Below are 24908 nucleotides of genomic sequence, written 5' to 3'. Positions count from 1 at the left end.
CTTGCGGAAGTGACGAGACGTCGTGCACAGTGAAGTTGTGGCCAGTCGCAGCGCAGACCCCAGCAGCCCCCGCGGCTCCCGCACCGGAAACCCGGGCGGAAGCGGCAATGGGAACGGCACTCCCCCCGTGGATGCCGTCTCTCTGGCGATCATCGAGCAGCTCCAGGAGGACGGGCGCCGCCCGTACGCCGCCATCGGCAAGGCCGTGGGCCTGTCGGAGGCGGCCGTGCGCCAGCGCGTCCAGAAGCTGCTCGACCAGGGCGTCATGCAGATCGTCGCCGTCACGGACCCGCTCACCGTGGGCTTCCGCAGGCAGGCGATGGTCGGCATCGACGTCGAGGGCGATGTGGACCCGGTCGCGGACGCCGTGGCCGCCATGCCGGAGGCCGAGTACGTGGTGATGACCGCGGGCTCGCACGACCTCCTCGTGGAGATCGTCTGCGAAGACGACGACCACCTGCTCGAAGTCATCAACAAGCGCATCCGCGCCCTCCCCGGCGTGCGCTCCACCGAGAGCTTCGTCTACCTCAAGCTCAAGAAGCAGACCTATATGTGGGGAACCCGATAGCCGTGAGCAAGGACCTCAGCCAGACCGCCTACGACCACCTGTGGATGCACTTCACCCGCATGTCGTCGTACGAGAACGCGCCCGTCCCCACCATCGTGCGTGGCGAGGGCACCTACATCTTCGACGACAAGGGCAAGAAGTACCTGGACGGCCTGTCCGGCCTCTTCGTCGTCAACGCGGGCCACGGCCGCCACGAGCTCGCGGAGACCGCCTACAAGCAGGCCCAGGAGCTGGCCTTCTTCCCGGTGTGGAGCTACGCCCACCCGAAGGCCGTCGAGCTCGCCGAGCGCCTCGCGGACTACGCGCCGGGCGACCTCAACAAGGTCTTCTTCACCACCGGTGGCGGCGAGGCCGTCGAGACCGCGTGGAAGCTGGCGAAGCAGTACCACAAGCTCACCGGCAACCACACGAAGTACAAGGTCATCTCCCGCGCGGTCGCCTACCACGGCACCCCGCAGGGCGCCCTGTCCATCACCGGCCTGCCGGCCCTCAAGGCCCCCTTCGAGCCGCTGGTCCCCGGCGCGCACAAGGTGCCGAACACCAACATCTACCGCGCCCCGATCCACGGCGACGACCCCGAGGCCTTCGGCCGCTGGGCCGCCGACCAGATCGAGCAGGAGATCCTCTTCGAGGGCCCGGAGACGGTCGCCGCCGTCTTCCTGGAGCCGGTGCAGAACGCGGGCGGCTGCTTCCCGCCCCCGCCCGGCTACTTCCAGCGCGTGCGCGAGATCTGCGACAAGTACGACGTGCTGCTCGTCTCGGACGAGGTCATCTGCGCCTTCGGCCGGCTCGGCACGATGTTCGCCTGCGACAAGTTCGGCTACGTACCGGACATGATCACCTGCGCCAAGGGCATGACCTCGGGCTACTCCCCGATCGGCGCGTGCATCGTCTCCGACAAGATCGCCGAGCCGTTCTACAAGGGCGACAACACCTTCCTGCACGGCTACACCTTCGGCGGCCACCCCGTGTCGGCCGCGGTCGGCCTCGCCAACCTCGACATCTTCGAGAAGGAGGGCCTGAACCAGCACGTCCTGGACAACGAGGACGCGTTCTACCAGACCCTCCGTAAGCTGCTCGACCTGCCGATCGTCGGCGACGTCCGAGGCAACGGCTTCTTCTACGGCATCGAGCTGGTGAAGGACCGGGACACCAAGGAGTCCTTCAACGACGAGGAGACCGAGCGCGTCCTGTACGGCTTCCTCTCCAAGGCGCTCTACGACAACGGCCTGTACTGCCGTGCCGACGACCGCGGCGACCCGGTCGTCCAGCTCGCCCCGCCGCTGATCTCCACCCAGGAGACCTTCGACGAGATCGAGGGCGTGCTGCGGCAGGTCCTCACGGAGGCGTGGACCAAGCTCTGAGCCGCCAGGCACCGCTCGTCGCCGACCTGTGTTGTCGTGTGATCGAGTGATCAACACCGGCCCCGGGGGCGTCCGTTCGAGTGAGAACGGGCGCCCCCGGGCCGCGTCGTTTCCGGGCATGTCCGCCCGAATCCATAGCGTGCCCAGTGACCGATCGGCCCCGCCTTCGTTCCCCCGTACGGGGGAGTCGAGCTGATCTGAACCGAGGTGTACGCCATGGTGGCCCCGCCGGACAACGACGTGCTGTGGGCACGCGCACTGCACGTCACACACAACGGCTCCCCCGCCCTCACCGGCGTTTCGCTCGGTGTCCGCGAGGGCGAGATCCTCGCCGTCAACGGCCCGCGCGGCTGCGGCAAGACGACGCTCCTGCAGTGCCTGTCGGGCCAGCGGCTGCCCCAGCAGGGCGAGGTCTGGTTCAACAGCACCCCCGTCCACACGATGGGCGCGCTCGTGCGCGAACGGCTGCGCCGCGACCGCTTCGGCTGGATCGACCCCGAGCCGCAGCTCGTGCCCGAGCTCACCGCCTGGGAGAACGTCGCCCTGCCGCTGATGCTGCGCGGCGCGTCGCACCGGGTCTCCAAGCCCGCCGCCCTGGAGTGGCTCGAACGCCTCGACATCGGCGGGTGCGCCCGCAAGCGTCCGCACGCCCTGCTCCAGGCCGAGCGGCAGCGCGTCGCCATCGCCCGCGCCCTCGTCACCACGCCGGACGTGCTCTTCGCCGACGAGCCCACCGCGACGCTGCACCGCGCGGACCGTGCGCACGCGCTGCGCACGCTGACGACGGCGGCCCGCTCGCACGGCATCACCGTCGTCCTCGCCACGCACGACGCGGAGGTCGCCACCCTCGCCGACCGCACGGTCACCCTGCTCGACGGCCGCCGGGTCAACACGCTCCACCTGCCGGGGGCGGAGGGGCTCGCGGGCGTCGTACGGGGCCAGGACGCGGGCGGGACCAGGGACACGGCCACCGCGGCGGCGCCGGCTCCGGCGGGGGCCGGCGCGGCCGATGAGGGTAACGCGATCGCCGTGGGCGGCGGCGCCGAGGCGGGTGCGGATGCGGATGCCCGTGCCGGCGCGGATGTCGGTGCACGTGCGGATGCCGGGGCCGGGGCCGGTGCCGGTGCCGGTGCGGATGCCGTGCGGACGGCGGGTACGGCCCGTACGGGTGAGGCGCGCACGGCCAGTACGGGTGAGGCGCGCACGGCCAGTACAGGTACGGCGGGTGGCGACCACCCGGTCAGCGCCGCCACCGTGCGGGTCACGGACGACACCCCGGGCCCCACCTCCACGGCCCCCGCCCCCACCCCCGGCGCCGAAGCCACCACAGGCGCCACAGGCACCACCGACCCACCACCTGCCACCGGTGCCTCCGGACCGGCAGCCGCCGCCGTCCAGGCCCTCGGCGCCGCAGCCGCCACCGCCACCTCCGCCGCCCCGACGACGGAAGGTCGGGCCGCGTGCTCGCTCTCCGTCTAGCCCGCGGCGCCCACCCGCTCGTCCAGCTGCGGCGCCTCCTCGTGGCCGCCGCGTCCGCCGGCACCGGCTTCCTGCTGCTGTGCACCCTGGCGTACGCGATGGAGCACCCCGGAGCGGGGGCCGTCCTGCGGCTCGCCTGGTGCGTCGCGCCGATCGCCGCCACCGTGTACTTCGCCGTCGCCGTGGCCCGTACCGACCCCGCCACCCGGCCGCGCAGCGGACTCTCCGCGGTCGGCCTCGGCCCCGGCCGCCTGATGGTGCTCGCCGCGGTCTCCACCGCCGTCTCCTGCGTCCTCGGCTCGATGGTGGCGCTGCTCTTCTTCCTGCATCTGCGCGGCGACATCAGCGGTCTGCCCTTCGACGGGGCCGCGACCGACCTGCTCGCGGGCGGCCGCCCGCTGCCGCTCGCCGGGGCGCTCACCCTGCTCTCCCTCGTCCCGGTCGCCGCGTCGGTCGCCAGCGCCGTGGTGCTGCGGCCCCGGCCCGTCAAGGCCACCGGCGCGGAGGCGGGGACGGAGCCCGTCGGGGAACCGGACGCTCCGGCCCGGCCGCCGGGCGGCCTGCCCTGGGGGGTCGCGCTGCTCGCGGCGGGCCTCGCCGTCGAGACGTACGCGAGCCGCTCCGACGTCCGGCCGCGCACCGGGTTCCCCATGCCGGGCGGCGCCGACGGCAGTCCGGCCGGCGTCCTCGCCGGCTGGGCGCTGACCGCCCTCGGCCTCGTGCTGGCCGGCCCCGGCCTCACGTATCTCAGCGGACGGATCCTGCAGGCGGCACGCCCCGGCGCGCTGCGGCTGCTCGCCGGGCGCGTCCTGCAGGAGGAGGCGCGGCGCATCGGCCGGCCGCTCGGTGTGCTGTGCGCGGTGGCGTCCGGCGCGTACGCCTCGATCGTGCTGTACGCGGGGCCGAGCCCCGAGGTCGGGCCGCTCACCGCGCTCGGCGGGCTGCTCGTCGCGGGCTGCGCCGCGCTGACCCTCGCCACGTCCGCCGTCGAGGCACGGCAGTCCCGTACGCAGACGACGGACGCGCTGCTGCGGCTCGGGGCGCCGGCGACACTGCTGCGTGGCTCCGCGGCGCTCCGCGCGGGCGCGCTCGCCGCCGTGTTCGTCCCGTTGACCTGGATCATCGCGGAGTTGGCGGCGGTCCCGCTGGCCCGCTGACGGCCGGCGGACGGTGTCGCGGAGCTCCATGACAAGTCGTCGGAGAAAAGTGCGCGACCGGCGATGAGTTCCGCGTCGAACGGGTGTCTACCCCTCCGTAAGGCACACGCACTCACCGGGAGAGACACTCATGTACCAGCAGATGATCTTCGTGAACCTGGCCGTGGACGACGTCGCCGCGTCGAAGAAGTTCTTCACGGAGCTCGGGTACGCGATCAACCCGCAGTTCACGACCGACGAGTGCGCCTGTGTGGTGATCAGCGACACCATCATCGCGATGATGCTGAGCAAGGAGCACTACGCGAACTTCACGCAGAAGGAGATCGCGGACGCCACGAAGACCAGTGAGACGCTGCTCTGTCTGAGCGCCGAGAGCCGGGAGAAGGTCGACGAGCTCGTCGACGCGGCCGTCGCCGCGGGCGGCACGGCCGGCAAGGTCCAGGACTACGGCACGATGTACGGCCGCGCCTTCGACGACCTGGACGGCCACACCTGGGAGATCATGTGGATGGACCCCTCGCAGGTCCAGGGCTGAGCGAGCCCCCGGTGGGTGCCCCTGCTTAGCATGGGCGGATGCAGCCGACTCCCGAACACGCATCCGCCCCGCAACTCCCCGGCGGGGACCGTGAGATCGAGACCCTCGCCGAGTTCGACGACGTCTGCCGCCGCGGCGCCCTCGCGGGCTGCCGCGTCCAGGCCGTCGACCTGACGGAGCGCACCTCGGCGCTCCTCGCGGCGAACGTCGCGGGCGCCGTCTTCCTCGGCTGTCCGATGCGCGAGGACGCGGCGGCGAAGGTACGGGCCGGTGGCGCGCTCGTCTTCCCGCCGGTCCCCGGTCTGCCGTTCAACCCCTACCGCGGGCTCCTGTACTCCCCCGAGGACCTGTTCACCGGCCTCGCCGACGGGGGTTACGAGGCGACGCCGGACGCCCACGCGTACGCCTGGTTCCAGCGGACCAAGGCCGACGGTGACGTCTTCTCGTCGATGCTGCGCGCCATCCACGACGACTCCATCTCCGACGCCCTCGACGAACACCTCGTCGGCGCGCGGGTGGTGGGCGTCATGGGCGGCCACGCGATGGCCCGCGGCACGGACGCCTACGCGGAGGCGGCGCGGCTCGGCCGGGCGCTGGCCCGCACGGGGTTCACCGTCGCGACGGGCGGCGGTCCCGGCGCGATGGAGGCGGCGAACCTCGGCGCCTACGCGGCCGGCTTCGACGAGGCGATGCTGGACGAGTCCCTCGAACTCCTCGCCAAGGCGCCCTCGTTCACGCCCTCGGTCACCGACTGGGCGCGGGCGGCCTTCGCCGTCCGCGAGCGCTGGCCGGCCGGCGGCTCGTCGGTGGGCATCCCCACCTGGTTCTACGGCCACGAGCCGCCGAACGCGTTCGCCTCGCACCTGGGCAAGTACTTCGCCAACGCCACCCGCGAGGACGGGCTCCTGGCCCGCTCGAACGCGGGCGTCGTCTTTCTGCCGGGCGCGGCGGGCACGGTCCAGGAGGTCTTCGACAACGCGACCCCCAACTACTACGGGTCGCGCGGCGAACCCACCCCCATGGTCCTGGTCGACCGCACCCACTGGACCGAACACCTCCCGGTATGGCCCCTGTTGCGGTCACTGGCCGAGGACCGTCCGATGGCGTCACGGATCGCCCTGGTCGACCGAGTGGAGGACGCACCGGAGGCGCTGCGCGAACTGGGCGGATCAGCACCGGCGAACTGACGGACGACCCGGGCGCGGGGGCGGCCACGCAGGGCGAGACATCACCCGAAGGACGCCCGCTCCAGCCAGAAGTCCAGCAACTCCCGCTCCCCCAGCACCTCCACCAGACCGCTGTCCAGCGGCCGTCGGCGGTAGAAGGCGAGCAGCACCTCCGTGAGCGGGCCGCGCAGGGCCACGTCCGCCTTCGCGTGCCCGCGCCGCCAGGCGAAACCGTCTTCGCCGAACTCGATGAGCCACTCGGCGTCGAGGCCGTCGGGGGCATCGGTGGCGTGCAGGTGGATGCTGCGGCCCGCGCCCTTGAGTTCGGCCGCGCTGTCCTCCGGGTCGGTGCGCTGGGCGAGGGCGACGAGGTCCAGCCACTCGTCGATCGCGTCGGCCGCGACGTCCGGTTCGATCTCGTACGCCACCCCGGCGGTCAGCGCCGCGTCCGCGCGGTGGACGGCCAGCTCGTGCGTCATGCGCCGGGCCCAGAAACCGGCCCGGTGGTCACCGCTCCAGGACCAGACGGAGGCGTCGGGTCCTGCGGCGCGGAAGGTCTCGGCGCCGAGCTCGGCGGTCCGGGCCAGCCAGGCGTCGAGGGCGGCCGGGTCGTCACCCTCGGGGCCCCCGCACTCCGGGATGTCCTCCTCCGGGATGTCCCGCTCGGCGCGCGTCGCGACCAGCCGCTCGCTCCAGCGGACCGCGCCGCCGGTGTGCCGGGCGAGCTCCGCCAGCGTCCAGTCGGGGCAGGTCGGTACGGTGACCGAGAGGTCGGCTCCCTTCAGCGTGGCCCTCAAGAGGTCGATCTGCCGGGCGACTTCGTCGCAGTACCGCTCGTGACTCAGTGACGTCATGGGCGAACAGTAGATCGACTGCCGCGGGATGGCACCCGCATTTCGCGCCCGCATGACGCACCCGCGTGACCCACCCACATCACGCATCCGCCTGGCGGCCGCCGCCTCAGTCGAGCACCACCACGTCGTCCGCGTCGAACGCGACCCCCACCGTCTCTCCCACCTCCGGTGCCTGGCGCAGGGCGCACGCCGCCTCCAGGCGTGGGCCCTCCTTCGGCTGCAGTCGCACGGCGACGTGCGTGCCGCGGAACGTACGGGCCACCACCTCGCACCGCAGCCCCTCGCCGAGGGGGACGAGCCGCACCCCGGCAGGCCGCACCAGGATCGTGTGCCGTCCGGCGGGCGTCCCCGCCGGCACCGGGACCGCGCCCCACGCCGCGGCGGCGGACGCGCCGGTCACCGTCGCCTCGATGACGTTGTCGAAGCCGAGGAAGCGCGCCACGAACTCGTCCGCCGGATGCCGCCACACCTCCAGCGGTGTGCCGGACTGGGCGATGCGCCCCTCGCGCATGACGACGACGCGGTCGGCGAGCGCGAAGGCCTCGCCCTGGTCGTGCGTCACGGCGAGCACCGTCGTACCCAACTCGCCGAAGAGCTCCCGCAGTTCGACGACGAGACGCTCCCGCAGCGAGCGGTCGAGCTGGCCCAGCGGCTCGTCCAGCATCAGCAGCCGCGGCCGCGGGGCCAGCGCCCGCGCGAGCGCCACCCGCTGCTGCTCGCCGCCGGACAGCGAGGCCACCGCGCGGCGCTGCGCGTTCGGCAGGCCGACGAGCTCCAGCAACTCGGCGACCCGGCCGGCCTGTTCGCCCCGCGACGCACCGTGCATGCGCAGCCCGAAGGCGACGTTCCCCGCCACGTCGCGCTGCGGGAAGAGCTGGTGGTCCTGGAACATCAGGCCGACGCCCCGCTTGTGCGCGGGCACCCCGCGCTGGTCGCGCCCGGCGAGCAGCACCTGCCCCGCGTCGAGCCCCTGGAGCCCGGCCACCGCGCGCAGCAGCGTCGACTTCCCGCTGCCGCTCGGCCCCAGGACGCAGACGATCTCGTGCTCGGCGACATCGAGGTCCACGGCGTCGAGCGCGGCCCGCGCCCCGAAACGTACCGTCGCCTCCCGCAGCCCCAGTAGCGCGGACGAGGCGGAGTCCTGCTTCGAGACCTTCCCCGCGGCGGTCGCCATCAGAACTCCCCTGTCGTGCGCTCGGTCCGGACGCGTTCGAGGAGCAGCAGGGACACCGCGCACACCACCATGAGGATCGTCGAAAGGGCCATCGCCTGGCCGTAGTTGAGGTCGCCGGCCCGGCCGAGCAGCCGCGCCACCGCGACCGGCAGCGTCGGGTTGTCGGGCCGCGCGATGAAGACGGTCGCCCCGAACTCACCGAGGGAGACGGCGAAGGCGAACCCGGCGGCGATCAGCAGCGCCCGCCGCACCATCGGCAGGTCGACCTCCCGCCACGCCCGCAGCGGCGACGCCCCGAGCACGGCCGCGGCCTCCCGCAGCCGCCCGTCCACCGCGCGCAGCACGGGCAGCATGGTCCGTACGACGAAGGGCACGCCGACCAGGGCCTGCGCGAGCGGCACCAGGATCCAGCTGGCCCGCAGGTCGAGCGGCGGCTTGTCCAGGGTGATCAGGAAGCCGAAGCCCACGGTCACCGCGGAGACCCCGAGCGGCAGCATGAGCAGCGCGTCGAAGCCGCGCACGAGCCGCCCGGCGCGGCGGGTGAGGGCAGCGGCCGCGAGCCCTCCGATGACGACGGCGATGGCGGTGGCCACGACCGCGTACCGCAGGGAGTTCCCGATCGCCTCGATCGGCGGCACGAGGAAGGCGCCGCCGTCCGCCGAGGTCAGCTCCCGGTAGTAGGTGAATCCGTAGCCGTCGGGGCCGTCGAGGGAGCGCTGGATCAGCACCCCGAGCGGCAGCAGGATCAGCAGGGCGACCGTCGCCATGACGGCGCCGAGCAGCGTCCACTGTCCGGCGCCGCGCGGTCGGCGCGCCACCGTGGACGCGTCGACGAGCTTCAGCGCGCTCTCGCGCCGCCGCACCGTCCAGGCGTGGATCGCGAGGATCAGGCCCACCGCGACGAACTGCACGATGGTCAGGACGGCGGCCGTCGGCAGGTCGAGCAGTTGGGCGGTCTGCCGGTAGATCTCCACTTCGAGCGTCGAGTACGCGGGACCGCCGAGGATCTGCACGACGCCGAAGGAGGTGAAGGTGAAGAGGAAGACCATGAGCGCGGCGGCGGCCACCGCGGGGCCGAGCGCGGGCAGCGTCACGGTCCGCCACGCTCTCCAGCGCGAGGCGCCGAGCATCCGCGCGGCCTCCTCCTGGCGCGGGTCGAGCTGGGACCAGAGCCCGCCGACGGTGCGCACGACGACCGCGTAGTTGAAGAAGACGTGCGCGAGGAGGATCGCCCAGACCGTGGTGTCCAGCCGTAGCCCCCACAGCTCGTCGAAGAGCCCGCCCCGCCCGATCAGCGCGAGGAAGGCGGTCCCGACGACGACCGTGGGCAGCACGAACGGCACGGTGACGACCGCCCGCAGCACCTGTTTGCCGGGGAAGTCGAAGCGCGCGAAGACATACGCACCGGGGAGCGCGATCAGCAGCGTGAGCGCGGTCGAGGCGAGCGCCTGCCAGGTGGTGAACCACAGCACGTGCCGGATGTCGGACTGCCCGAGGACGTCCACGATCCGGCCGAATCGCCAGACGCCGTCGATGTGCAGCCCGCGCGCGACGATCGCCGTGACCGGGTAGGCGAAGAAGAGCGCGAAGAACGCGACGGGCAGGGCCATCAGGCCGAGCCGCGCCGCACTCCCCGGGCCGGGGCCCCCGCGGGCCTTCGCCTCGGCCGCTACTTCAGTACGAGCGAGGTCCACGACTTGATCCACGGCTCGCGGTTGTCGGCGATCTTCTTCGGATCCATGGTCTGCGGGTCGTCGACCGTCACGCCGTGCTCGGTGAAGAGCGCGGGCAGCTTCACGCCCTCGCGCACCGGGTTCACGAACATGTTCAGCGGCATGTCCTCCTGGAACTTCTGCCCCGCGAGGAAGTCCAGGAGCGCCTTGCCGCCCTTGGTGTTGCCGGCGTTGCTGAGCAGGCCCGCGTACTCCACCTGACGGAAGCAGGTGCCGGTCGCGACGCCGGTCGGGGCCTCCTTGGGCCGCGGCTTGCCGTAGAGCACCTCGACGGGCGGCGACGAGGCGTAGGAGACGACGAGCGGCCGGTCGCCCTTGGCCTTCTTGCCGCCGGCCGAACCGGAGAACTCCTCGTTGTAGGCCTGCTCCCAGCCGTCGACGACCTTGACGCCGTTGGCCTTGAGCTTCTTCCAGTAGCCCTCCCAGCCCTTGTCGCCGTACTTCGCGGCGGTGCCGAGCAGGAAGCCGAGGCCGGGCGAGGACGTCGAGGTGTTCTCGGTGACGAGCAGGTTCTTGTAGGCCGGCTTCGTCAGGTCCTCGAAGGACTTCGGCGGCGCCAGCTTCTTGTCGACGAAGTACTTCTTGTCGTAGTTCACGCAGATGTCGCCGCTGTCGACGGGCGTCACCCGGCTCCTGTCCCCGTCGGCCAGGAACTCCGGCTTGATCTTCTCCGCGCCCTTGACCCGGTACGACTGGAAGAGCCCGTTGTCGAGGGCCCGCGAGAGCAGCGTGTTGTCGACGCCGAAGAAGACGTCACCCTGCGGATTGTTCTTGGAGAGGATCGCCTTGTTCACGGCGGCGCCCGCGTCCCCGTCCTTGAGGACGTGGACCTTGTACCCCGAGCGCTTCTCGAAGTCCTTCAGCACACTCTTGGAGACGTTGAAGGAGTCATGACTGACGAGCGTCACGGTCTTGGAGCCGGACGCCCCCGAGCCGCCGTCGGAACTGCCGCACGCGGTGAGTGCGACGAGCCCGATGCCCACCGCCACCGCGGTGGACGTGACCTTCTTGGTGGTACTCACTGGATTTCCTCCTGGGTGACCAGGAAGAGACGCGGCCCCGCCCGCGGGCCGGGCGGCACGCGGGCAGGACGCTACAGCTTGAGTGATGCCCGAACTTCCTACCCAGAATGACCTGGGCGAGGTTCAGAGGGTCTGCGGCCCACCTGTCCAAGGTGCCGCACTCTCAGCGCTGTGGCGCTCCCCTGTCGGAATATGCAGATGTGTGTACGAGCCGTACGCCGGTCAGAGTACCTCGCGCCCGGTCTACCGCTCGGCGGCGGCGAGCTGTCCGCACGCGCCGTCGATCTCCTGGCCGCGGGTGTCCCGGATGGTGACCGGCACGCCATGGGCGGCGATGGCCTCCACGAACGCCTTCTCGTCCTCGGGCCGCGAGGCGGTCCACTTCGAGCCGGGCGTCGGGTTCAGCGGGATCAGGTTGACGTGCACCGGCTTGCCCTTGAGCATCCGGCCGAGCCGGTCACCACGCCATGCCTGGTCGTTGATGTCGCGGATCAGCGCGTACTCGATGGAGAGGCGGCGGCCCGACTTCGCGGCGTACTCCCAGCCGGCGTCGAGCACCTCGCGGACCTGCCATCGGGTGTTGACCGGGACGAGGGTGTCGCGCAGCTCGTCGTCCGGCGCGTGCAGCGAGATCGCCAGGCGGCACTTGAAGCCCTCGTCGGAGAACCGGTGGATGGCGGGCACGAGCCCCACCGTCGACACCGTGATCCCGCGCTGCGACAGGCCGAGGCCGTCGGGCTCCGGGTCGGTGAGCCGGCGGATGGCGCCGGTCACCCGGTTGTAGTTGGCCAGCGGCTCGCCCATGCCCATGAAGACGATGTTGGACAGCCGCGCGGGCCCGCCCGGGATCTCGCCGTCCCGCAGCGCCCGCATGCCGTCCACGATCTGGTGCACGATCTCGCCGGTCGACAGGTTCCGGTCCAGGCCGGCCTGGCCCGTGGCGCAGAACGGGCAGTTCATGCCGCAGCCCGCCTGGGAGCTGATGCACATGGTGACCCGGTCCGGGTAGCGCATCAGGACGGACTCCACGAGCGTCCCGTCGAAGAGCCGCCAGAGCGTCTTGCGGGTCGTGTCGTCGTCGCAGCTGATGTGCCGCACCACGGACATCAGATCGGGCAGCAGCGCCTCACGCAGCTTCTCGCGCGCGCCGGCGGGGATGTCGGTCCACTCGGCCGGGTCGTGCGCGTACCGCGAGAAGTAGTGCTGCGAGAGCTGCTTGGCGCGGAACGGCTTCTCGCCGGTGGCGGCGACGGCTTCCTTCCGCTCGGCGGGCGTGAGGTCGGCGAGGTGCCGCGGCGGCTTCTTGGCTCCGCGGGGCGCGACGAAGGTGAGTTCTCCGGGCTTAGGCATGGTCCTTCCAGTGTCGCAGACATACGAGGAGGGGCCCGCCGCCCTGTGGACAACGGACCCCTCACCCACGAACACGCAGGTCAGTCGGTGTGCGGCTCAGCCCGACCCGACAAAGAGAACGAGCAGCAGCCAGACCACCGGCGCCGTCGGAAGCAGCGAGTCCAGGCGGTCCATGATGCCGCCGTGGCCCGGCAGCAGCGTGCCCATGTCCTTGATGCCGAGGTCCCGCTTGATCATCGACTCGCCGAGGTCACCGAGCGTCGCGCTCGCCGCGACCGCGAAGCCGATCACCAGGCCCTGCCACCACGCGCCGTCGTCGACGAGGAACTGCAGGCAGAGCGCGCCCGCCGCCATCGCGAAGGTGACCGCGCCGACCAGGCCCTCACGGGTCTTGCCGGGGCTGATGCGCGGCGCCAGCTTGTGCTTGCCGAAGCGCCAGCCGATCGCGTACGCCCCGGTGTCGCTGACCACGGTCAGGAGCAGGAACGTCAGCACCCGGTACGGGCCGTCGTCGGCGGTGAGCATCAGCGCCACGAACGTCGCGAGGAACGGGACGTAGAACGCCGCGAAGACCCCCGCCGTGACGTCCTTCAGATAGCCCTCGGGCGGCTCGGTCATCCGCCAGACGAGGACCGCGAGCGCGGTGAGAGCCATCGCGACCCACGCACCCTCGGCCCCGCGCACGTATCCGGCGACGACCATCCCCGCGCCGCCCACCGCGAGCGGCACCAGCGGCGCCTTGATGCCCTTGCGCTCCTCGAGCCGCGAGGTGAGCTCCCAGAGGCCGACGACGACGGCCACCGCTATGACGCCGATGAAGACGGCCTTCACGACGAACAGCGACGCGATGATCACCGCGCCGAGTCCCACACCGACTCCTATGGCCGCCCCGAGGTCGCGGCCCGCGCTCTTCTTCTGCGGGGCGGCCGGGGCCGGCTGCGGCTGTGGTGCGCTGGGCATGGGCTCCTGCGAGGGCTCGTCACGGAACAGGGGGCCGCCCATCCGAGTGGCCCCCCGGCCGTCGTCCTGGTCCGAGCCGGTCACGGGTACGTCGGGCACGATGGGCATGGGCTGCGTCTCGGACGGAAACAGCGCGTCCTGCGCATCGTACGCGGGACCTGGCGGGGTCGCCCCCTGACCGGGTCCCTGGTCGGGCGGCCCCCAATACCCGGCTCTGGGCGGCGCCCCCCAGGAAGAGTCGTTCACGAATCGGTTCCCTGATTCCTCGGACTCGAGCCTCAGACTTCGAGCAGCTCGGCTTCCTTGTGCTTGAGCAGCTCGTCCACCTGCGTGACGTACTTCGCGGTGGTGTCGTCGAGCTCCTTCTCGCCGCGGCGGCCCTCGTCCTCGCCGATGTCGCCGTCCTTGATCGCCTTGTCGAGGGCCTCCTTGGCCTTGCGACGGATCGAACGGATCGAGATCTTGGAGTCCTCGGCCTTGGTCTTGGCGACCTTGATGAACTCCTTGCGGCGGTCCTGGGTCAGCTCCGGGAACGTCACCCGGATGATGTTCCCGTCGTTGCTCGGGTTGACGCCGAGGTCGGAGTCGCGGATCGCCTGCTCGATGTTGCGCAGCGCGCTCTTGTCGAACGGGGTCACCACGGCCATCCGCGGCTCGGGCACCGAGAACGAGGCCAGCTGGTTGATCGGCGTCAGCGCGCCGTAGTAGTCCGCCACGATCTTGTTGAACATCGCCGGGTGCGCACGGCCGGTGCGGATCGCGGCGAAGTCCTCCTTGGCGACCACGACGGCCTTCTCCATCTTCTCCTCGGCCTCGAGGAGGGTCTCTTCGATCACCACTTGCTCCTGCGTGTCTTGAGTAGGCCCGGCTAGCACGGGGCGGCCGGCTGCGTCGCGTCTCTTGCCTGCACGGTGTCCGACCGGCAGGGCTTTGTCCATCCCTCTCAAGTGACGTCTCGCGCCCGTCGCTTGAGGCAGGCCCAGGTCTCTGGGGTCAGGCCCGGCTTCCCTGGTCGCCCACGAGTGTGCCGATCTTCTCACCCTTGACGGCCCGGGCGATATTGCCCGTGGAGAGCAGCTCGAAGACCAGGATGGGCAGCTTGTTGTCCCGGCACAGCGTGATCGCGGTCATGTCGGCGACCTTGAGGTCGCGCGTGATGACCTCGCCGTAGCCGAGGGCGTCGAACTTCACCGCGTCGGGGTTGGCCTTGGGGTCGGAGTCATAGACGCCGTCCACGCCGTTCTTGCCCATGAGCAGCGCCTCGGCGCCGATCTCCAGGGCGCGCTGCGCGGCGGTGGTGTCGGTGGAGAAGTACGGCATGCCCATGCCCGCGCCGAAGATGACCACACGGCCCTTCTCCAGGTGGCGCACGGCACGCAGCGGGATGTACGGCTCCGCGACCTGGCCCATCGTGATGGCGGTCTGGACGCGGCAGTCGATGCCTTCCTTCTCCAGGAAGTCCTGCAGGGCGAGGCAGTTCATGACGGTGCCGAGCATGCCCATGTAGTCCGAACGGGCCCGGTCCATGCCGCGCTGCTGGAGCTCGGCGCCGCGGAAGAAGTTGCCGCCGCCGATGACGACGGCGACCTGCGCGCCGTCCCGTACGACGGCCGCGATCTCACGGGCGATGGCGTGCACCACGTCGGGATCGACCCCGAGGCCGCCTCCACCGGCGAACGCCTCGCCGGAGAGCTTCAGCAGGAAGCGTCCGGCAACTTTGTCGTCGTCACTCTTCGAGTCGGCCTTGGTGGTCATGTGGTTCTCGCTTCTCTTACTTGGCACACATGCGAAGAAGGCCACTGCCGGCGGGGTGTTCGCATCCCATGCTCGGCAGTGGCCTCCTCGTCAGATCCTGCGGTCGTACGTCGCGCACGAGGACCGTGCGCGGGCGACCGCTGTCGACCCTAGCGGGGTCTACCGTCGATCGCGGTACGGACTCAGATGCCGACCTTGATGCGCGAGAAGCGCTTCAGGGTGACACCGGCCTCGGCGAGAACCTTCTCGACCGACTTCTTGTTGTCCAGCGCGTACGGCTGACCGAGGAGGGTGGCCTCCTTGAAGAAGCCGTTGACGCGACCCTCGACGATCTTCGGGAGGGCGGCCTCGGGCTTGCCCTCGGCGCGCGTGGTCTCCTCGGCGACACGACGCTCCGACTCGACGACGTCCGCCGGGACGTCCTCGCGGGAGAGGTACTTCGGCGCGAAGGCGGCGATGTGCTGGGCGATGCCCTTGGCCACGTCGGCGTCGGCCTTGTCGAGCTCGACGAGGACACCGATCTGCGGGGGCAGGTCGGGCATCGTGCGGTGCATGTACGCGGAGACGTAGGCGCCGGAGAACTGCGCGAAGCGGTCCAGGACGATCTTCTCGCCGAGGTTGGCGTTGGCCTCGTCGACGTACGCCTGGACGGTCTTGCCGGCCTCGATCTCGGAGGCGAGCAGCGCCTCGAGGTCGGCCGGGGAGGTCTTGGCGATGTGGGCGGCGAGGTTGTTCGCGACGGCCTGGAACTTGTCGCCCTTGGCGACGAAGTCCGTCTCGCACTTCAGCTCGACGATGACACCGGAGGTGTTGTCGTCGGCGATGAGGGAGACCACGGCGCCGTTCTCGGCGGAGCGGCCCTCGCGCTTGGCGACGCCCTTCTGGCCCTTGATGCGGAGCGCCTCGACGGCCTTGTCGACGTCGCCCTCGGCCTCGTCGAGCGCCTTCTTGCAGTCCATCATGCCGGCGCCCGTGAGCTCACGGAGCTTCTTGACGTCAGCGGCGGTGTAGTTCGCCATGATCGAAATTTCTCTCTCGGAGTCTGAAAGATCTACGAAGGTCTACGGGTGAACGGCGGGGGCCGATCGGGCCCCCGCCGTCACTTACCGAACCTGAGGTCAGGCCTGCTCGGCGTCCGCGGCGGCGGGGGCCTCGGCCTGCTCGGCGTCGGCGGCCTTCTCCGTCTCGGCGGACTTCTGAACCTCGGCCTCGGCCTCGGCGGCCTTCGGCTCCTCGGCCTTGGCCTCCTCGGAGTCCGCCTTCTTCTCGCCCTCGAGCAGGTCGCGCTCCCACTCGGCCAGCGGCTCGCCCTGGGCCTTCTCGCCCGGCTTGGAGTCACCGGTGGCAACGCCGGAACGGGCGATGAGGCCCTCGGCGACGGCGTCGGCGATCACGCGGGTGAGCAGGGTGACGGAGCGGATCGCGTCGTCGTTGCCCGGGATCTTGTAGTCGACCTCGTCGGGGTCGCAGTTGGTGTCGAGGATGGCGACGACCGGGATGTTGAGCTTCCGGGCCTCACCGACCGCGATGTGCTCCTTCTTGGTGTCCACGATCCAGACGGCGCTGGGCACCTTCTGCATCTCGCGGATACCACCGAGGGTCTTCTCCAGCTTGGCCTTCTCGCGCGAGAGCACGAGAAGCTCCTTCTTGGTCAGACCGGAAGCGGCGACGTCCTCGAAGTCGATCTGCTCGAGCTCCTTGAGGCGCTGCAGACGCTTGTAGACGGTCGAGAAGTTGGTGAGCATGCCGCCCAGCCAGCGCTGGTTGACGTAAGGCATGCCGACGCGGGTGGCCTGCTCCGCGATGGCCTCCTGCGCCTGCTTCTTCGTGCCGACGAACATGACCGTGCCGCCGTGGGCGACGGTCTCCTTGACGAACTCGTAGGCGCGGTCGATGTACGACAGCGACTGGAGCAGGTCGATGATGTAGATGCCGTTGCGCTCCGTGAAGATGAAGCGCTTCATCTTCGGGTTCCAACGACGGGTCTGGTGACCGAAGTGGACGCCGCTTTCCAGCAGCTCCCGCATCGTGACGACGGCCATGGCCGTTCTCCTTGAGAATCTCGGTTGTGCCGCGTGTGCCGGACGGCACTCGCGCCTGACGCCCGCAGTGCGCCTTGCCCACGAGGGACCGAGGGGCGCTGACACCGGCTTTTTCATGGCCAGGTGGCGGGGCGTGCGAAGTCGACCCGGTGACCCGGATCGCCACCAGAAGTGTACGGGACCCACGGGGTGGCAGGTGACGCCGCCGTACGGTCGGCCGCCGCGCTGCCGCCCGGGAGCCCGCCCTGCCGCCCACGACCGGGTGACGGCGTTGTCCACAACCGCCCGGCCGTCCACAGATCCGGACCATGATCCCCACGGCGGAGCCGGGTGGAGGACGGTTCTCGCATGCGCCTGGAACTGTTGCTGCCCGCGCTGGCAGCCCTGCTCGCGACCGTCCTCACCCCGCGTGCGGCACCGCCCGTGCCCGCGCCGTCGGCCACCGTCTGGCCGGTCGGAACCCGCCCGCCGGTCGTCCGCGCCTGGGACCCGCCCGCGACGCCGTACGGCGCGGGCCACCGCGGCGTGGATCTCACCGCGCCACCGGGCGGTCCGGTACGGGCGGTGGCCGCGGGCCGGATCGCCTTCGCGGGGCGGGTGGCGGGCCGGGGTGTGGTCTCGGTGGAGCTGGACGGCACGGGCGACCCGCCGCTGCGCACGACGTACGAGCCGGTGCGGAGGTCGGCGTCGCTGAAGAAGGGAGCGCGGGTGGCGGCCGGCGAGGTGGTGGGCACCCTGGAGTTCCCGACGGGACACTGCCCGGGAAGCTGTCTGCACTGGGGCCTGCGCAGGGCAGGCACCTATCTGGACCCGCTGAGCCTGCTGTCCCCCCGACTGCGGCACCACGGCCCGTCCCGGCTGCTGCCGGTGCACACCGGCGGACGAGGCCTCAGCCCCGGACGCCCCGAAGAGCCATGGCCACGGCCGCCTCGGTGATGGCGGTGGGGTCCTCTGCGGCACCCAGCTCGATCCGCCGCACCGCGGCGTCCACGATCCCCTGCAGCAGCATCGCCGCCATCCGGGGCTGCTCGTGCCCCAGGCTCGCGAGCGCCTCGACGATCATCGCGATGAGCCCGCCGTGCGCGGCACGGATCTTCTCCCGGGCCCCCGCGTCGAGCTCGCTCGCGGAGATGGCGACCACGGCGCGGTGGCGCCGGTCCCCCACCAGGGCCAGCTGCCGCCGCACATACGCCTCGACCTTGCCCTCGGCCGACTCCGCGCGCTCCATCGCCGCCGACACCTCCGCCGCCCAGACGGGGAAGTCGACCTCACACAGCTCTTCCACCACGGCTGCCCGCGACCGGAAGTACTCGTACACGGACGACCGGGCCAGCCCGGTGCGCTCGGCGAGAGCGGGGAAGGTCAGCGCCTCCGTACCGCCTTCGGACAGCAGGGAACGCGCGGCGTCCAGCAGGGCGCCGCGCTGCATCGACCGGTGCTCGGCCACTGAGGCCGCTCGAATCCTTGGCACGGCTCCACCTTACGGACGGGGCGCCGCGCACGGGAGCCGCCACCGTGCGCGCACCGACCGGGGCAGGGACGATTCAGCGAGGTCAGCGTCCAAAACTCGCCAGCTTCGCCCGCAGCTGCAACACGGATTTCGTGTGGATCTGGCTCACCCGGCTCTCGGTCACCCCGAGGACGTTGCCGATCTCGGCGAGGGTGAGGCCCTCGTAGTAGTAGAGCGTGACGACGGTCTTCTCGCGCTCCGGCAGGGTGTTGATCGCCCGGGCCAGCAGCCGCCGCAGCTCCCGGTCCTCGGCCACCTCCACGGGGTTGTCAGCCGCGTGGTCCTCGAGCGTGTCCATCAGGCTGAGCCGGTCGCCGCCCTCGCCGCCGACGTGCAGCAGCTCCTCCAGGGCCACCACGTTCGCCAGCGACAACTGGCTGAAAACCGCGTGCAGTTCCTCCAGCGCGATGCCCATCTCCGCGGCGACCTCCCCCTCGGAGGGAGTACGCCGCAGCTGCGCCTCCAGGGTGGCGTAGGCCCGCTCCACGTTGCGCGCCTTCTGCCGTACGGACCGGGGGATCCAGTCGAGCGCCCGCAGTTCGTCGATCATCGCCCCGCGGATGCGGGTGATCGCGTACGTCTCGAACTTGATGGAGCGCTCGATGTCGAACTTCTCGATCGCGTCGATCAGCCCGAACACCCCGGACGAGACGAAGTCGGCCTGCTCCACGTTGGGCGGCAGACCCACGCTGACCCGCCCCGCCACGTACTTCACCAGCGGTGAGTAGTGCAGGATCAGCTGCTCCCGAAGCCGCCCGTCACCCGTCTCCTTGTACGAACGCCACAGCTCGTCCAGCGACGAGGGCGCGGGGGGCCGCTCCTGCTCGCCGCTACGGGCGGCGGGGGGAACCGCTGCCCGGTCGGACCCTGAGGTGTGCTGGGGCATTCGTCGCCTTGAGCCGTTCTGCCGTGAACTGGTGAGGTCGGGGGATCCCGTGCGGTCGCGCGGACCGGGGAGGTCGCGGGAACCGGTGGGGTCGCGGGGTTCGGGGAGGTCGCGCGAGCCGGTGGGGGCGCCGGTGTCGCTCGAGTCGGTGCGGTGGGGAGTGTGCGTGGGGTGAATGAGGTCGTCCGCCTGATTGCCTGTCCGTGCCGGAATCCTCGTGAGCGTAGCGTGACTGAACTGTCGCAGTGTGCGAAGAGTATGGGATCGCGCGTGCGCAGATACGTTCCGCTTGACGCCTCGGAGTGTGCGATCGATCGCTCAGCGTGACTGTCCCGGTCTATCAACTGCCTGATTTCCCAAGGTTGTCGGGGGTCATCCGTCCGGCGGAACACGCTCGGTCACGAACCCTCTTCGTCGGCCGACACGGGCGGATTCACCTGGCGTGTCAACTGCCAGCCGTCGCCGTGTCGTTCGACGAACCCCAACGACTGAAGCTCGTACAGCCGCCCGACCGCGTCATCCTCGGTGGTCGCGGCGCCGACCGCCACATCCCGTACCGCCACCCGACCCCGCGCGGGCAGCGCGGCCAGGACGCGCTGCACACCGGGACCGAGCAGGTCACGCGGCACGACGGGCCCTCGTCTGACCGGCGCCAGCTCCCCCATGTCGCCGACCAGCTCCACGACTTCGGCGGCGTCGGTCACCAGCACACCGTCACCCCGCAGCAGTTCATGCACCCCGGCCGACAGCCCGCTGGTCGCGGGCCCGGGCACCCCCATGGTGAAGCGCCCCAACTCCTGAGCGCTGCGCGCCGTGGCGAGCGCCCCGCTGCGGTACGCGGCCTCCACCACCACTGTCCCCCGGGTCAACGCCGCGATCACCCTGTTCCGCAGGATGAATCTGCTCGGCGTCGGATGCTCTCCCGGCGGCAACTCGCCGACGACCAGCCCCTGTTCCGCGATCCTGTCGATCAGTTCGGTGTGCCCGCGCGGATAGGCCCGGTCGACGCCGCAGGCGAGCACGGCCACAGTGGCACCGCCGGCCCCCAGCGCCCCACGGTGCGCGGCCCCGTCCACGCCGTACGCCCCGCCGGAGATCACGACCCAGCCGCGCTCCGCGAGCCCCGCGGCGAGCCCGGCCGCCATGTGCGCGCCGTACTGCGTACAGGCCCGCGCCCCCACGACGGCCACCGAACGCAGCCCCCACATCCGCAGCGACGGCCGCCCCCGCACCCAGAGCCCGACCGGCCGCGCGTCCCCCAGGTCGTCCAGGGTCGCCGGCCACTCCGCGTCCCCCGGGCAGACGAACCTCCCCCCGACATCCCGCACCGAAGCCAGGTCCCGCTCCGGCCGCGCCTTGGCCGCCCTCGCCCGTAACCCCTCCCACCGTCGCGCGCTCGCCCCCGGCAGCCGCTCGTCGGCACCGCCGAGCCGGCGCAGCACCTCTTCGGCCCCGACCTCGCGCAACCAGCGCCCACCGGTCGTGTCCCCCGGTTCCAGCACCCGCGTCAGCGCGATCCGGGCGAGCCGCTCCCCCTCCGACGGCTCACCCTTCATGTCGCCGCCCCGATCACCATCGGCACGCCGCGCGAGATGCCCGTCCGCAGTTGCAGGGCCAGGGCGACGTCCTGCGCGTCGGGCCGGTCGCGTCCCGCCAGGTCCGCGACGGTCCAGGCCACCCGCAGAACACGGTCCAGGCCGCGGGCGGTCAAGAAGCCCCGCTCCAGGTCCAGCTCGGCCGCGTCCATCGCGCCGGGAGCGGCGGGCCAGCGGGTGCGGAGCGCATGGCCGGGGACCTCGCTGTTGGTCCGCCAGCCCGTCCCGGCCAGCCGGGCCGCCGCCCTCTCCCGCGCGGCGCGCACCCGGTCGGCGACGGTCCGGGTGGACTCCCCGCGGGTGCCGTACCCGGCAAGCTCGGAGCGGGTGACGGCCTCCACCTCGACCTTCAGGTCGACGCGGTCGAGCAGCGGGCCCGAGAGGCGGGCCTGGTAGCGGCGGATGACGGCGGGCGGGCATTCGCAGCCGTCGCCCAGCAGGGTGTGCCTGCCGCACGGGCAGGGGTTGGCGGCGAGCACCATCAGGAACTTCGCGGGCAGCCGCACCACCCCCGCGCTCCGCGCGATCACCACGTGGCCCGCTTCGAGGGGCTGGCGCAGGGAGTCCAGGGTCTGGGTGCTGAATTCAGGAGCCTCGTCGAGAAAAAGCACTCCTCTGTGAGCGAGGGACACCGCTCCCGGCCGCGCGATTCCCTTGCCGCCGCCCACGAGGGACTGCATCGTCGCGGAGTGGTGCGGCGCGCAGTACGGCGCGACGTCCACCAGGGGCCTGCCCGGGGGCAGCATGCCGGCCACCGAGTGGACCGCGGTGACCTCCAGGGACTCCTCCCGGGTCAGCCGGGGCAGGACGGCGGGCAGCCGCTCCGCGAGCATCGTCTTGCCGGCTCCCGGTGGTCCTTGCAGGAAGAGGTGGTGCGCGCCTGCCGCGGCGACCTCGACGGCCGTCCGGGCCGAGGCCTGGCCGACGACGTCGGCGAGGTCCAGCGCGTGGGCGTCGTCGAAGGCCTCGCCCAGCCCTGTGCCGATACCGGTGCCGGGGACACAGAGTCCGGCGAGCATCGGATCCGGTCGCCCGGTCTGGTCCGGCTCCTCCTCCGGCACCGGCTCGTCGGTGAGCACCGCGATGAGCTGGCGCAGGCTGCGCACACCGAGGACGGAGACGCCGGGGACCAGCGCCGCCTCCGCGGCCGTGCACTCGGGGACGACCACCTGTTCGTACCCCGCGTCGGCCGCCGCGAGGACGGCCGGCAGCACTCCGCGGACCGGCCGCACCCGGCCGTCCAGACCGAGCTCCCCGATCATCACGATGTCGGCGAGGACCTTGGGGTCGATCCGCTCCGCGGCCCCGAGGACGGCGCAGGCGACCGCGAGGTCGAAGCCGCTGCCACCCTTCGGCACCGACGCGGGGCTGAGCCCGACCGTGAGCTTCTTCTGCGGCCATTCACCGCCCGAGTTGACCACGGCGGCCCTGACCCGGTCGCGGCTCTCGCTCAGGCTCTTGTCCGGCAGCCCGACCAGGGTGAACGCCGCGACACCTGGCTCCAGATCGGCCTGCACCTCGACGACGACGCCCTCGACGCCGACCAGGGCGACGGAACACGTACGCGCGAAGCCCATCTCAGGCCACCCCCCGCGCGTGCTCGACCACGGGGACCCCGCGCCGCGGGATCAGGACGCCGACCAAGTCGATGCGGACGCCGCCGGGCGGTGGGCCGCCGCGCTCCTCGATCCACCGCTCGGCGAGCCTGCGCAGCCGCTCGGCCTTGATCCGGCCCACGGCCGCCATCGGATGCTCGAACGGCACGGCGCCCGGCCCGGCCGCCCTGCGCGTCTTGACCTCGCAGACGACCAGGGCCTCGCCGTCCATGGCCACGATGTCGATCTCACCGGTTCTGCCCGCGCGCCAATTGCGCTCCAGAACCGTCATCCCCGACTCGACCAGCCGCCTCGCGGCCAGATCCTCGCCGTACCTGCCGATCGCTCCCCGTGCGTTCATGTCGGCACCACCTCCGGCACCCACCGTCACGCACCGGCCGATCCCTATTGGATCTTGGTGCACAACTCACCGGTTGTGGAAAACTCCGCCACCCCCGCGAGTGAAATCCCCCGCGCCCCGTCGGCCGGCTAGCTGCTCGGCAGCTCGAGATCGCTCTTGTTGAGCTCCTCGATGTTCACGTCCTTGAACGTGAGCACTCGCACCTGCTTGACGAACCGAGCGGGCCGGTACATGTCCCACACCCAGGCGTCCGCCATGGACACCTCGAAGAAGACCTCGCCCTGGACCGAGTGCACCTGCATCTCGTAGTCGTTGGTGAGGTAGAAACGCCGCTCGGTCTCGATCACGTATTTGAACAGACCGACGACATCGCGGTACTCCCGGTAGAGCTTCAGCTCCATCTCGGTCTCGTACTTCTCGAGGTCCTCGGCGCTCATGGCATGTTCCCCTTCAGCCGTGCGTCCCCCTATTGTGCGTCAGTCCCGCGAACCCCTACACGATTTCCGTGCCGAGGATCTCGGGCCGATCCGGGGGCCCCTCGTCGAGCAGTCTGCGAAGCAGCTCGGCGAGCCTGGTCGGGTACACCGTCTCATGAGCCTCGGTCAGTTCTCGGCACGTCCACCAACGAGCTCCGGCGACACTGCGCCTTTCCAGCTCCGTGAGGCCCTCGGCGACGGTCTCCGTCTGTGCCGTGCGCGCCCGGTAGTACCACTCGTCCTGGTCCCACCGCCGCCCCGCGAAGGGGAACGAGCAGACCCGCCGCCACAGGACGGGGCCGAGTTCGACCTCGGTGATCCCCGTCTCCTCCCGCAGCTCGCGCAGGGCCGCCTGCTCCCGCGTCTCGGCGCCCTCCAGACCGCCGCCGGGCGTGAACCACCAGTCGTCCGTCACGTCCCCGGGCTCGTGGCCGTGCAGCAACAGGACGCGGTCGTCCGGATCGAGCAGGACCACCCGCGCGACCCGGCGCAGCGGCCGCCCCGCCAGGGATGCCCCGGCCTCCCCGGGGAGCGCGGTCCTCCCGGCCGCCGCGTCCTCAGACGGCACCGGCGGTCTCCCGCGTGCGGTCCTTGCCGCGCCGGCGGCCCAGGACCTTGGCCACCGGTCCGTACGCCGCACCGCCCAGGACCAGCACCATGCCCGCCACGATCGCGCTCACCACCAGGGTCAGCGGGCCGGGCTCGGAGAGACCCCCCGGCATGTCCGCGAAGCCCTTGGGGCGCTCCAGCATGCCGAACTCGTCCATCGGCCAGGCCACCGCGTCGACCCGCGCCCGCACCGCGCTGCGCGGCACCGAGCCGTGCTGGGAGTCCTCCAGGTGCACGCTGGAGTCCAGGGACCCGCTGCGCTCGTCGCCGAGCAGGAACAGGTGGCCCTCGGGGACCGTGGTGGTGGGGATTCCGGTGGCGGCGGCACCCTGGCCCTCGGGGAGATACGGTTCTGCGATCTCCTTGCCGTTGACGGTCAGCTTGCCGTCCTTGCAGCAGGCCACCTTGTCGCCGCCTATGCCGACGACGCGCTTGACCATCGGCAGGTCGCCCCAGGTCTTCTGCTTGAAGACGACGACGTCACCGCGGCGCACGTCGTCACCGTCTATCCGCTGCGCGAGCACCCGGTCACCCGAGCCGATCGTCGGCGTCATGGAGCCCGTGGGGACGGTGTACGGCTGGTACTGGACGGCGCCCCAGGCGAAACCTCCGAGGAAGAGCACACAGCCGAGGGCCACGGCGACACCCGACAGCACGCTGCCGAGCCGTCCGTGGCCCTCTTCCGTACGACGTGTCCTGCTCATCCCAGTGCTCCCC

General features: G+C 71.4%; 24 protein-coding genes and 1 pseudogene. 7 read left to right on the top strand and 18 right to left on the bottom strand.

Annotated features, from left to right (window positions below):
* The first annotated feature begins 22 nt into the window (after nucleotides 1-22).
* The 6 genes and pseudogenes from ACZ6B8_RS34175 (at nucleotide 23) to ACZ6B8_RS34150 (ending at nucleotide 6290) form a co-directional block, all read left to right on the top strand.
* Nucleotides 23-568, top strand: a complete 546-nt coding sequence (locus ACZ6B8_RS34175; RefSeq protein ID WP_355811804.1) for an Lrp/AsnC family transcriptional regulator — start codon at nucleotides 23-25, stop codon at nucleotides 566-568.
* A complete protein-coding gene (locus tag ACZ6B8_RS34170) occupies nucleotides 553-1932 on the top strand; it encodes an aspartate aminotransferase family protein (RefSeq protein WP_471086609.1) in 1380 nt (459 codons plus the stop codon). The genes ACZ6B8_RS34175 and ACZ6B8_RS34170 overlap by 16 nt, the downstream gene beginning before the upstream one ends.
* Nucleotides 1933-2148: 216 nt before the next feature.
* A pseudogene (locus ACZ6B8_RS34165) lies at nucleotides 2149-2859 on the top strand (ABC transporter ATP-binding protein); the annotation flags it as partial.
* Between the two features lie 533 nt (nucleotides 2860-3392).
* A complete protein-coding gene (locus ACZ6B8_RS34160; RefSeq protein WP_471086606.1) occupies nucleotides 3393-4568 on the top strand; it encodes a hypothetical protein in 1176 nt (391 codons plus the stop codon).
* A gap of 130 nt (nucleotides 4569-4698) precedes the next feature.
* Entirely contained in the window at nucleotides 4699-5103 is a 405-nt protein-coding gene (locus tag ACZ6B8_RS34155; RefSeq protein ID WP_471086603.1) for a VOC family protein, read from the top strand.
* A 38-nt stretch (nucleotides 5104-5141) separates the two neighbouring features.
* Nucleotides 5142-6290, top strand: a complete 1149-nt coding sequence (locus tag ACZ6B8_RS34150) for an LOG family protein (protein ID WP_471609677.1) — start codon at nucleotides 5142-5144, stop codon at nucleotides 6288-6290.
* A 41-nt stretch (nucleotides 6291-6331) separates the two neighbouring features.
* On the opposite strand, the gene ACZ6B8_RS34145 is transcribed toward ACZ6B8_RS34150, so the two are convergent.
* The 10 genes from ACZ6B8_RS34145 to rpsB form a co-directional block, all read right to left on the bottom strand.
* Nucleotides 6332-7123, bottom strand: coding sequence for a maleylpyruvate isomerase family mycothiol-dependent enzyme (locus tag ACZ6B8_RS34145; RefSeq protein WP_471609676.1), 792 nt, complete (start codon nucleotides 7121-7123; stop codon nucleotides 6332-6334).
* Between the two features lie 106 nt (nucleotides 7124-7229).
* Nucleotides 7230-8297, bottom strand: a complete 1068-nt coding sequence (locus ACZ6B8_RS34140; protein ID WP_471609675.1) for an ABC transporter ATP-binding protein — start codon at nucleotides 8295-8297, stop codon at nucleotides 7230-7232.
* Nucleotides 8297-9991 (bottom strand): ABC transporter permease, encoded by a 1695-nt coding sequence (locus tag ACZ6B8_RS34135; protein ID WP_471086591.1) that lies wholly within the window; start codon nucleotides 9989-9991, stop codon nucleotides 8297-8299. Before ACZ6B8_RS34135 ends, ACZ6B8_RS34140 begins: the two co-directional genes overlap by 1 nt.
* Entirely contained in the window at nucleotides 9967-11052 is a 1086-nt protein-coding gene (locus ACZ6B8_RS34130; RefSeq protein ID WP_471609674.1) for a thiamine ABC transporter substrate-binding protein, read from the bottom strand. Before ACZ6B8_RS34130 ends, ACZ6B8_RS34135 begins: the two co-directional genes overlap by 25 nt.
* Before the next feature lie 243 nt (nucleotides 11053-11295).
* Complete coding sequence (gene rlmN, locus ACZ6B8_RS34125; RefSeq protein WP_471086584.1) at nucleotides 11296-12402, bottom strand: dual-specificity RNA methyltransferase RlmN; 1107 nt, start codon at nucleotides 12400-12402, stop codon at nucleotides 11296-11298.
* Nucleotides 12403-12498: 96 nt separating this feature from the next.
* On the bottom strand, nucleotides 12499-13608 hold the full coding sequence (locus ACZ6B8_RS34120) for a phosphatidate cytidylyltransferase (protein ID WP_471086575.1): 1110 nt from the start codon (nucleotides 13606-13608) through the stop codon (nucleotides 12499-12501).
* A gap of 32 nt (nucleotides 13609-13640) precedes the next feature.
* Nucleotides 13641-14198, bottom strand: coding sequence for a ribosome recycling factor (frr, locus tag ACZ6B8_RS34115; protein ID WP_355811774.1), 558 nt, complete (start codon nucleotides 14196-14198; stop codon nucleotides 13641-13643).
* Between the two features lie 157 nt (nucleotides 14199-14355).
* A complete protein-coding gene (pyrH, locus tag ACZ6B8_RS34110; RefSeq protein ID WP_471086571.1) occupies nucleotides 14356-15117 on the bottom strand; it encodes a UMP kinase in 762 nt (253 codons plus the stop codon).
* Nucleotides 15118-15299: 182 nt separating this feature from the next.
* The gene (tsf, locus tag ACZ6B8_RS34105; RefSeq protein WP_471086568.1) at nucleotides 15300-16136 is read right to left on the bottom strand and encodes a translation elongation factor Ts; all 837 of its coding nucleotides are present in this window, start codon (nucleotides 16134-16136) and stop codon (nucleotides 15300-15302) included.
* Nucleotides 16137-16235: 99 nt separating this feature from the next.
* The gene (rpsB, locus tag ACZ6B8_RS34100) at nucleotides 16236-17159 is read right to left on the bottom strand and encodes a 30S ribosomal protein S2 (protein WP_471086565.1); all 924 of its coding nucleotides are present in this window, start codon (nucleotides 17157-17159) and stop codon (nucleotides 16236-16238) included.
* A 348-nt stretch (nucleotides 17160-17507) separates the two neighbouring features.
* Here rpsB and ACZ6B8_RS34095 point away from each other — a divergent pair, with 348 nt between their 5' ends.
* Nucleotides 17508-18095, top strand: a complete 588-nt coding sequence (locus ACZ6B8_RS34095; protein ID WP_471086563.1) for a murein hydrolase activator EnvC family protein — start codon at nucleotides 17508-17510, stop codon at nucleotides 18093-18095.
* Here the strand turns inward: ACZ6B8_RS34095 and ACZ6B8_RS34090 are convergent.
* From ACZ6B8_RS34090 to lepB, 8 genes are all read right to left on the bottom strand, one after another.
* Nucleotides 18049-18606: a TetR/AcrR family transcriptional regulator gene (locus ACZ6B8_RS34090; RefSeq protein ID WP_471609720.1), complete on the bottom strand. Its 558-nt coding sequence runs from the start codon at nucleotides 18604-18606 to the stop codon at nucleotides 18049-18051. The genes ACZ6B8_RS34095 and ACZ6B8_RS34090 overlap by 47 nt on opposite strands.
* A gap of 106 nt (nucleotides 18607-18712) precedes the next feature.
* Nucleotides 18713-19555 (bottom strand): RNA polymerase sigma factor WhiG, encoded by an 843-nt coding sequence (gene whiG / locus ACZ6B8_RS34085; RefSeq protein ID WP_471086561.1) that lies wholly within the window; start codon nucleotides 19553-19555, stop codon nucleotides 18713-18715.
* Nucleotides 19556-19953: 398 nt separating this feature from the next.
* On the bottom strand, nucleotides 19954-21111 hold the full coding sequence (gene dprA, locus ACZ6B8_RS34080; RefSeq protein WP_471609673.1) for a DNA-processing protein DprA: 1158 nt from the start codon (nucleotides 21109-21111) through the stop codon (nucleotides 19954-19956).
* Nucleotides 21108-22727 (bottom strand): YifB family Mg chelatase-like AAA ATPase, encoded by a 1620-nt coding sequence (locus tag ACZ6B8_RS34075; protein WP_471609672.1) that lies wholly within the window; start codon nucleotides 22725-22727, stop codon nucleotides 21108-21110. The genes dprA and ACZ6B8_RS34075 overlap by 4 nt, the downstream gene beginning before the upstream one ends.
* Nucleotide 22728: 1 nt before the next feature.
* Nucleotides 22729-23136, bottom strand: coding sequence for a YraN family protein (locus ACZ6B8_RS34070; RefSeq protein WP_471086553.1), 408 nt, complete (start codon nucleotides 23134-23136; stop codon nucleotides 22729-22731).
* A 98-nt stretch (nucleotides 23137-23234) separates the two neighbouring features.
* Nucleotides 23235-23543, bottom strand: coding sequence for a DUF2469 domain-containing protein (locus ACZ6B8_RS34065; protein WP_055510545.1), 309 nt, complete (start codon nucleotides 23541-23543; stop codon nucleotides 23235-23237).
* Between the two features lie 55 nt (nucleotides 23544-23598).
* On the bottom strand, nucleotides 23599-24150 hold the full coding sequence (locus tag ACZ6B8_RS34060) for an NUDIX hydrolase (RefSeq protein WP_471609671.1): 552 nt from the start codon (nucleotides 24148-24150) through the stop codon (nucleotides 23599-23601).
* Nucleotides 24140-24895, bottom strand: coding sequence for a signal peptidase I (lepB, locus tag ACZ6B8_RS34055; protein ID WP_471086546.1), 756 nt, complete (start codon nucleotides 24893-24895; stop codon nucleotides 24140-24142). Before lepB ends, ACZ6B8_RS34060 begins: the two co-directional genes overlap by 11 nt.
* Between the last annotated feature and the right edge of the window lie 13 nt (nucleotides 24896-24908).

It is taken from the genome of Streptomyces sp. NPDC041122 (assembly GCF_055592445.1).
The sequence above is the reverse complement of the archived record's forward strand: the minus strand, read 5'-3'. Positions and strand labels throughout refer to the sequence as shown.

Coding starts and splice junctions, on each gene's coding strand:
- rlmN (WP_471086584.1), bottom strand. CDS start 12,402: ATGCCTAAGCCCGGAGAACTCACCTTCGTCGCGCCCCGCGGAGCCAAG.
- ACZ6B8_RS34065 (WP_055510545.1), bottom strand. CDS start 23,543: ATGAGCGCCGAGGACCTCGAGAAGTACGAGACCGAGATGGAGCTGAAG.
- ACZ6B8_RS34075 (WP_471609672.1), bottom strand. CDS start 22,727: ATGGGCTTCGCGCGTACGTGTTCCGTCGCCCTGGTCGGCGTCGAGGGC.
- dprA (WP_471609673.1), bottom strand. CDS start 21,111: ATGAAGGGTGAGCCGTCGGAGGGGGAGCGGCTCGCCCGGATCGCGCTG.
- ACZ6B8_RS34095 (WP_471086563.1), top strand. CDS start 17,508: ATGCGCCTGGAACTGTTGCTGCCCGCGCTGGCAGCCCTGCTCGCGACC.
- pyrH (WP_471086571.1), bottom strand. CDS start 15,117: ATGACCACCAAGGCCGACTCGAAGAGTGACGACGACAAAGTTGCCGGA.
- tsf (WP_471086568.1), bottom strand. CDS start 16,136: ATGGCGAACTACACCGCCGCTGACGTCAAGAAGCTCCGTGAGCTCACG.
- ACZ6B8_RS34150 (WP_471609677.1), top strand. CDS start 5,142: ATGCAGCCGACTCCCGAACACGCATCCGCCCCGCAACTCCCCGGCGGG.
- ACZ6B8_RS34140 (WP_471609675.1), bottom strand. CDS start 8,297: ATGGCGACCGCCGCGGGGAAGGTCTCGAAGCAGGACTCCGCCTCGTCC.
- whiG (WP_471086561.1), bottom strand. CDS start 19,555: ATGCCCCAGCACACCTCAGGGTCCGACCGGGCAGCGGTTCCCCCCGCC.
- rpsB (WP_471086565.1), bottom strand. CDS start 17,159: ATGGCCGTCGTCACGATGCGGGAGCTGCTGGAAAGCGGCGTCCACTTC.
- ACZ6B8_RS34155 (WP_471086603.1), top strand. CDS start 4,699: ATGTACCAGCAGATGATCTTCGTGAACCTGGCCGTGGACGACGTCGCC.
- lepB (WP_471086546.1), bottom strand. CDS start 24,895: ATGAGCAGGACACGTCGTACGGAAGAGGGCCACGGACGGCTCGGCAGC.
- ACZ6B8_RS34145 (WP_471609676.1), bottom strand. CDS start 7,123: ATGACGTCACTGAGTCACGAGCGGTACTGCGACGAAGTCGCCCGGCAG.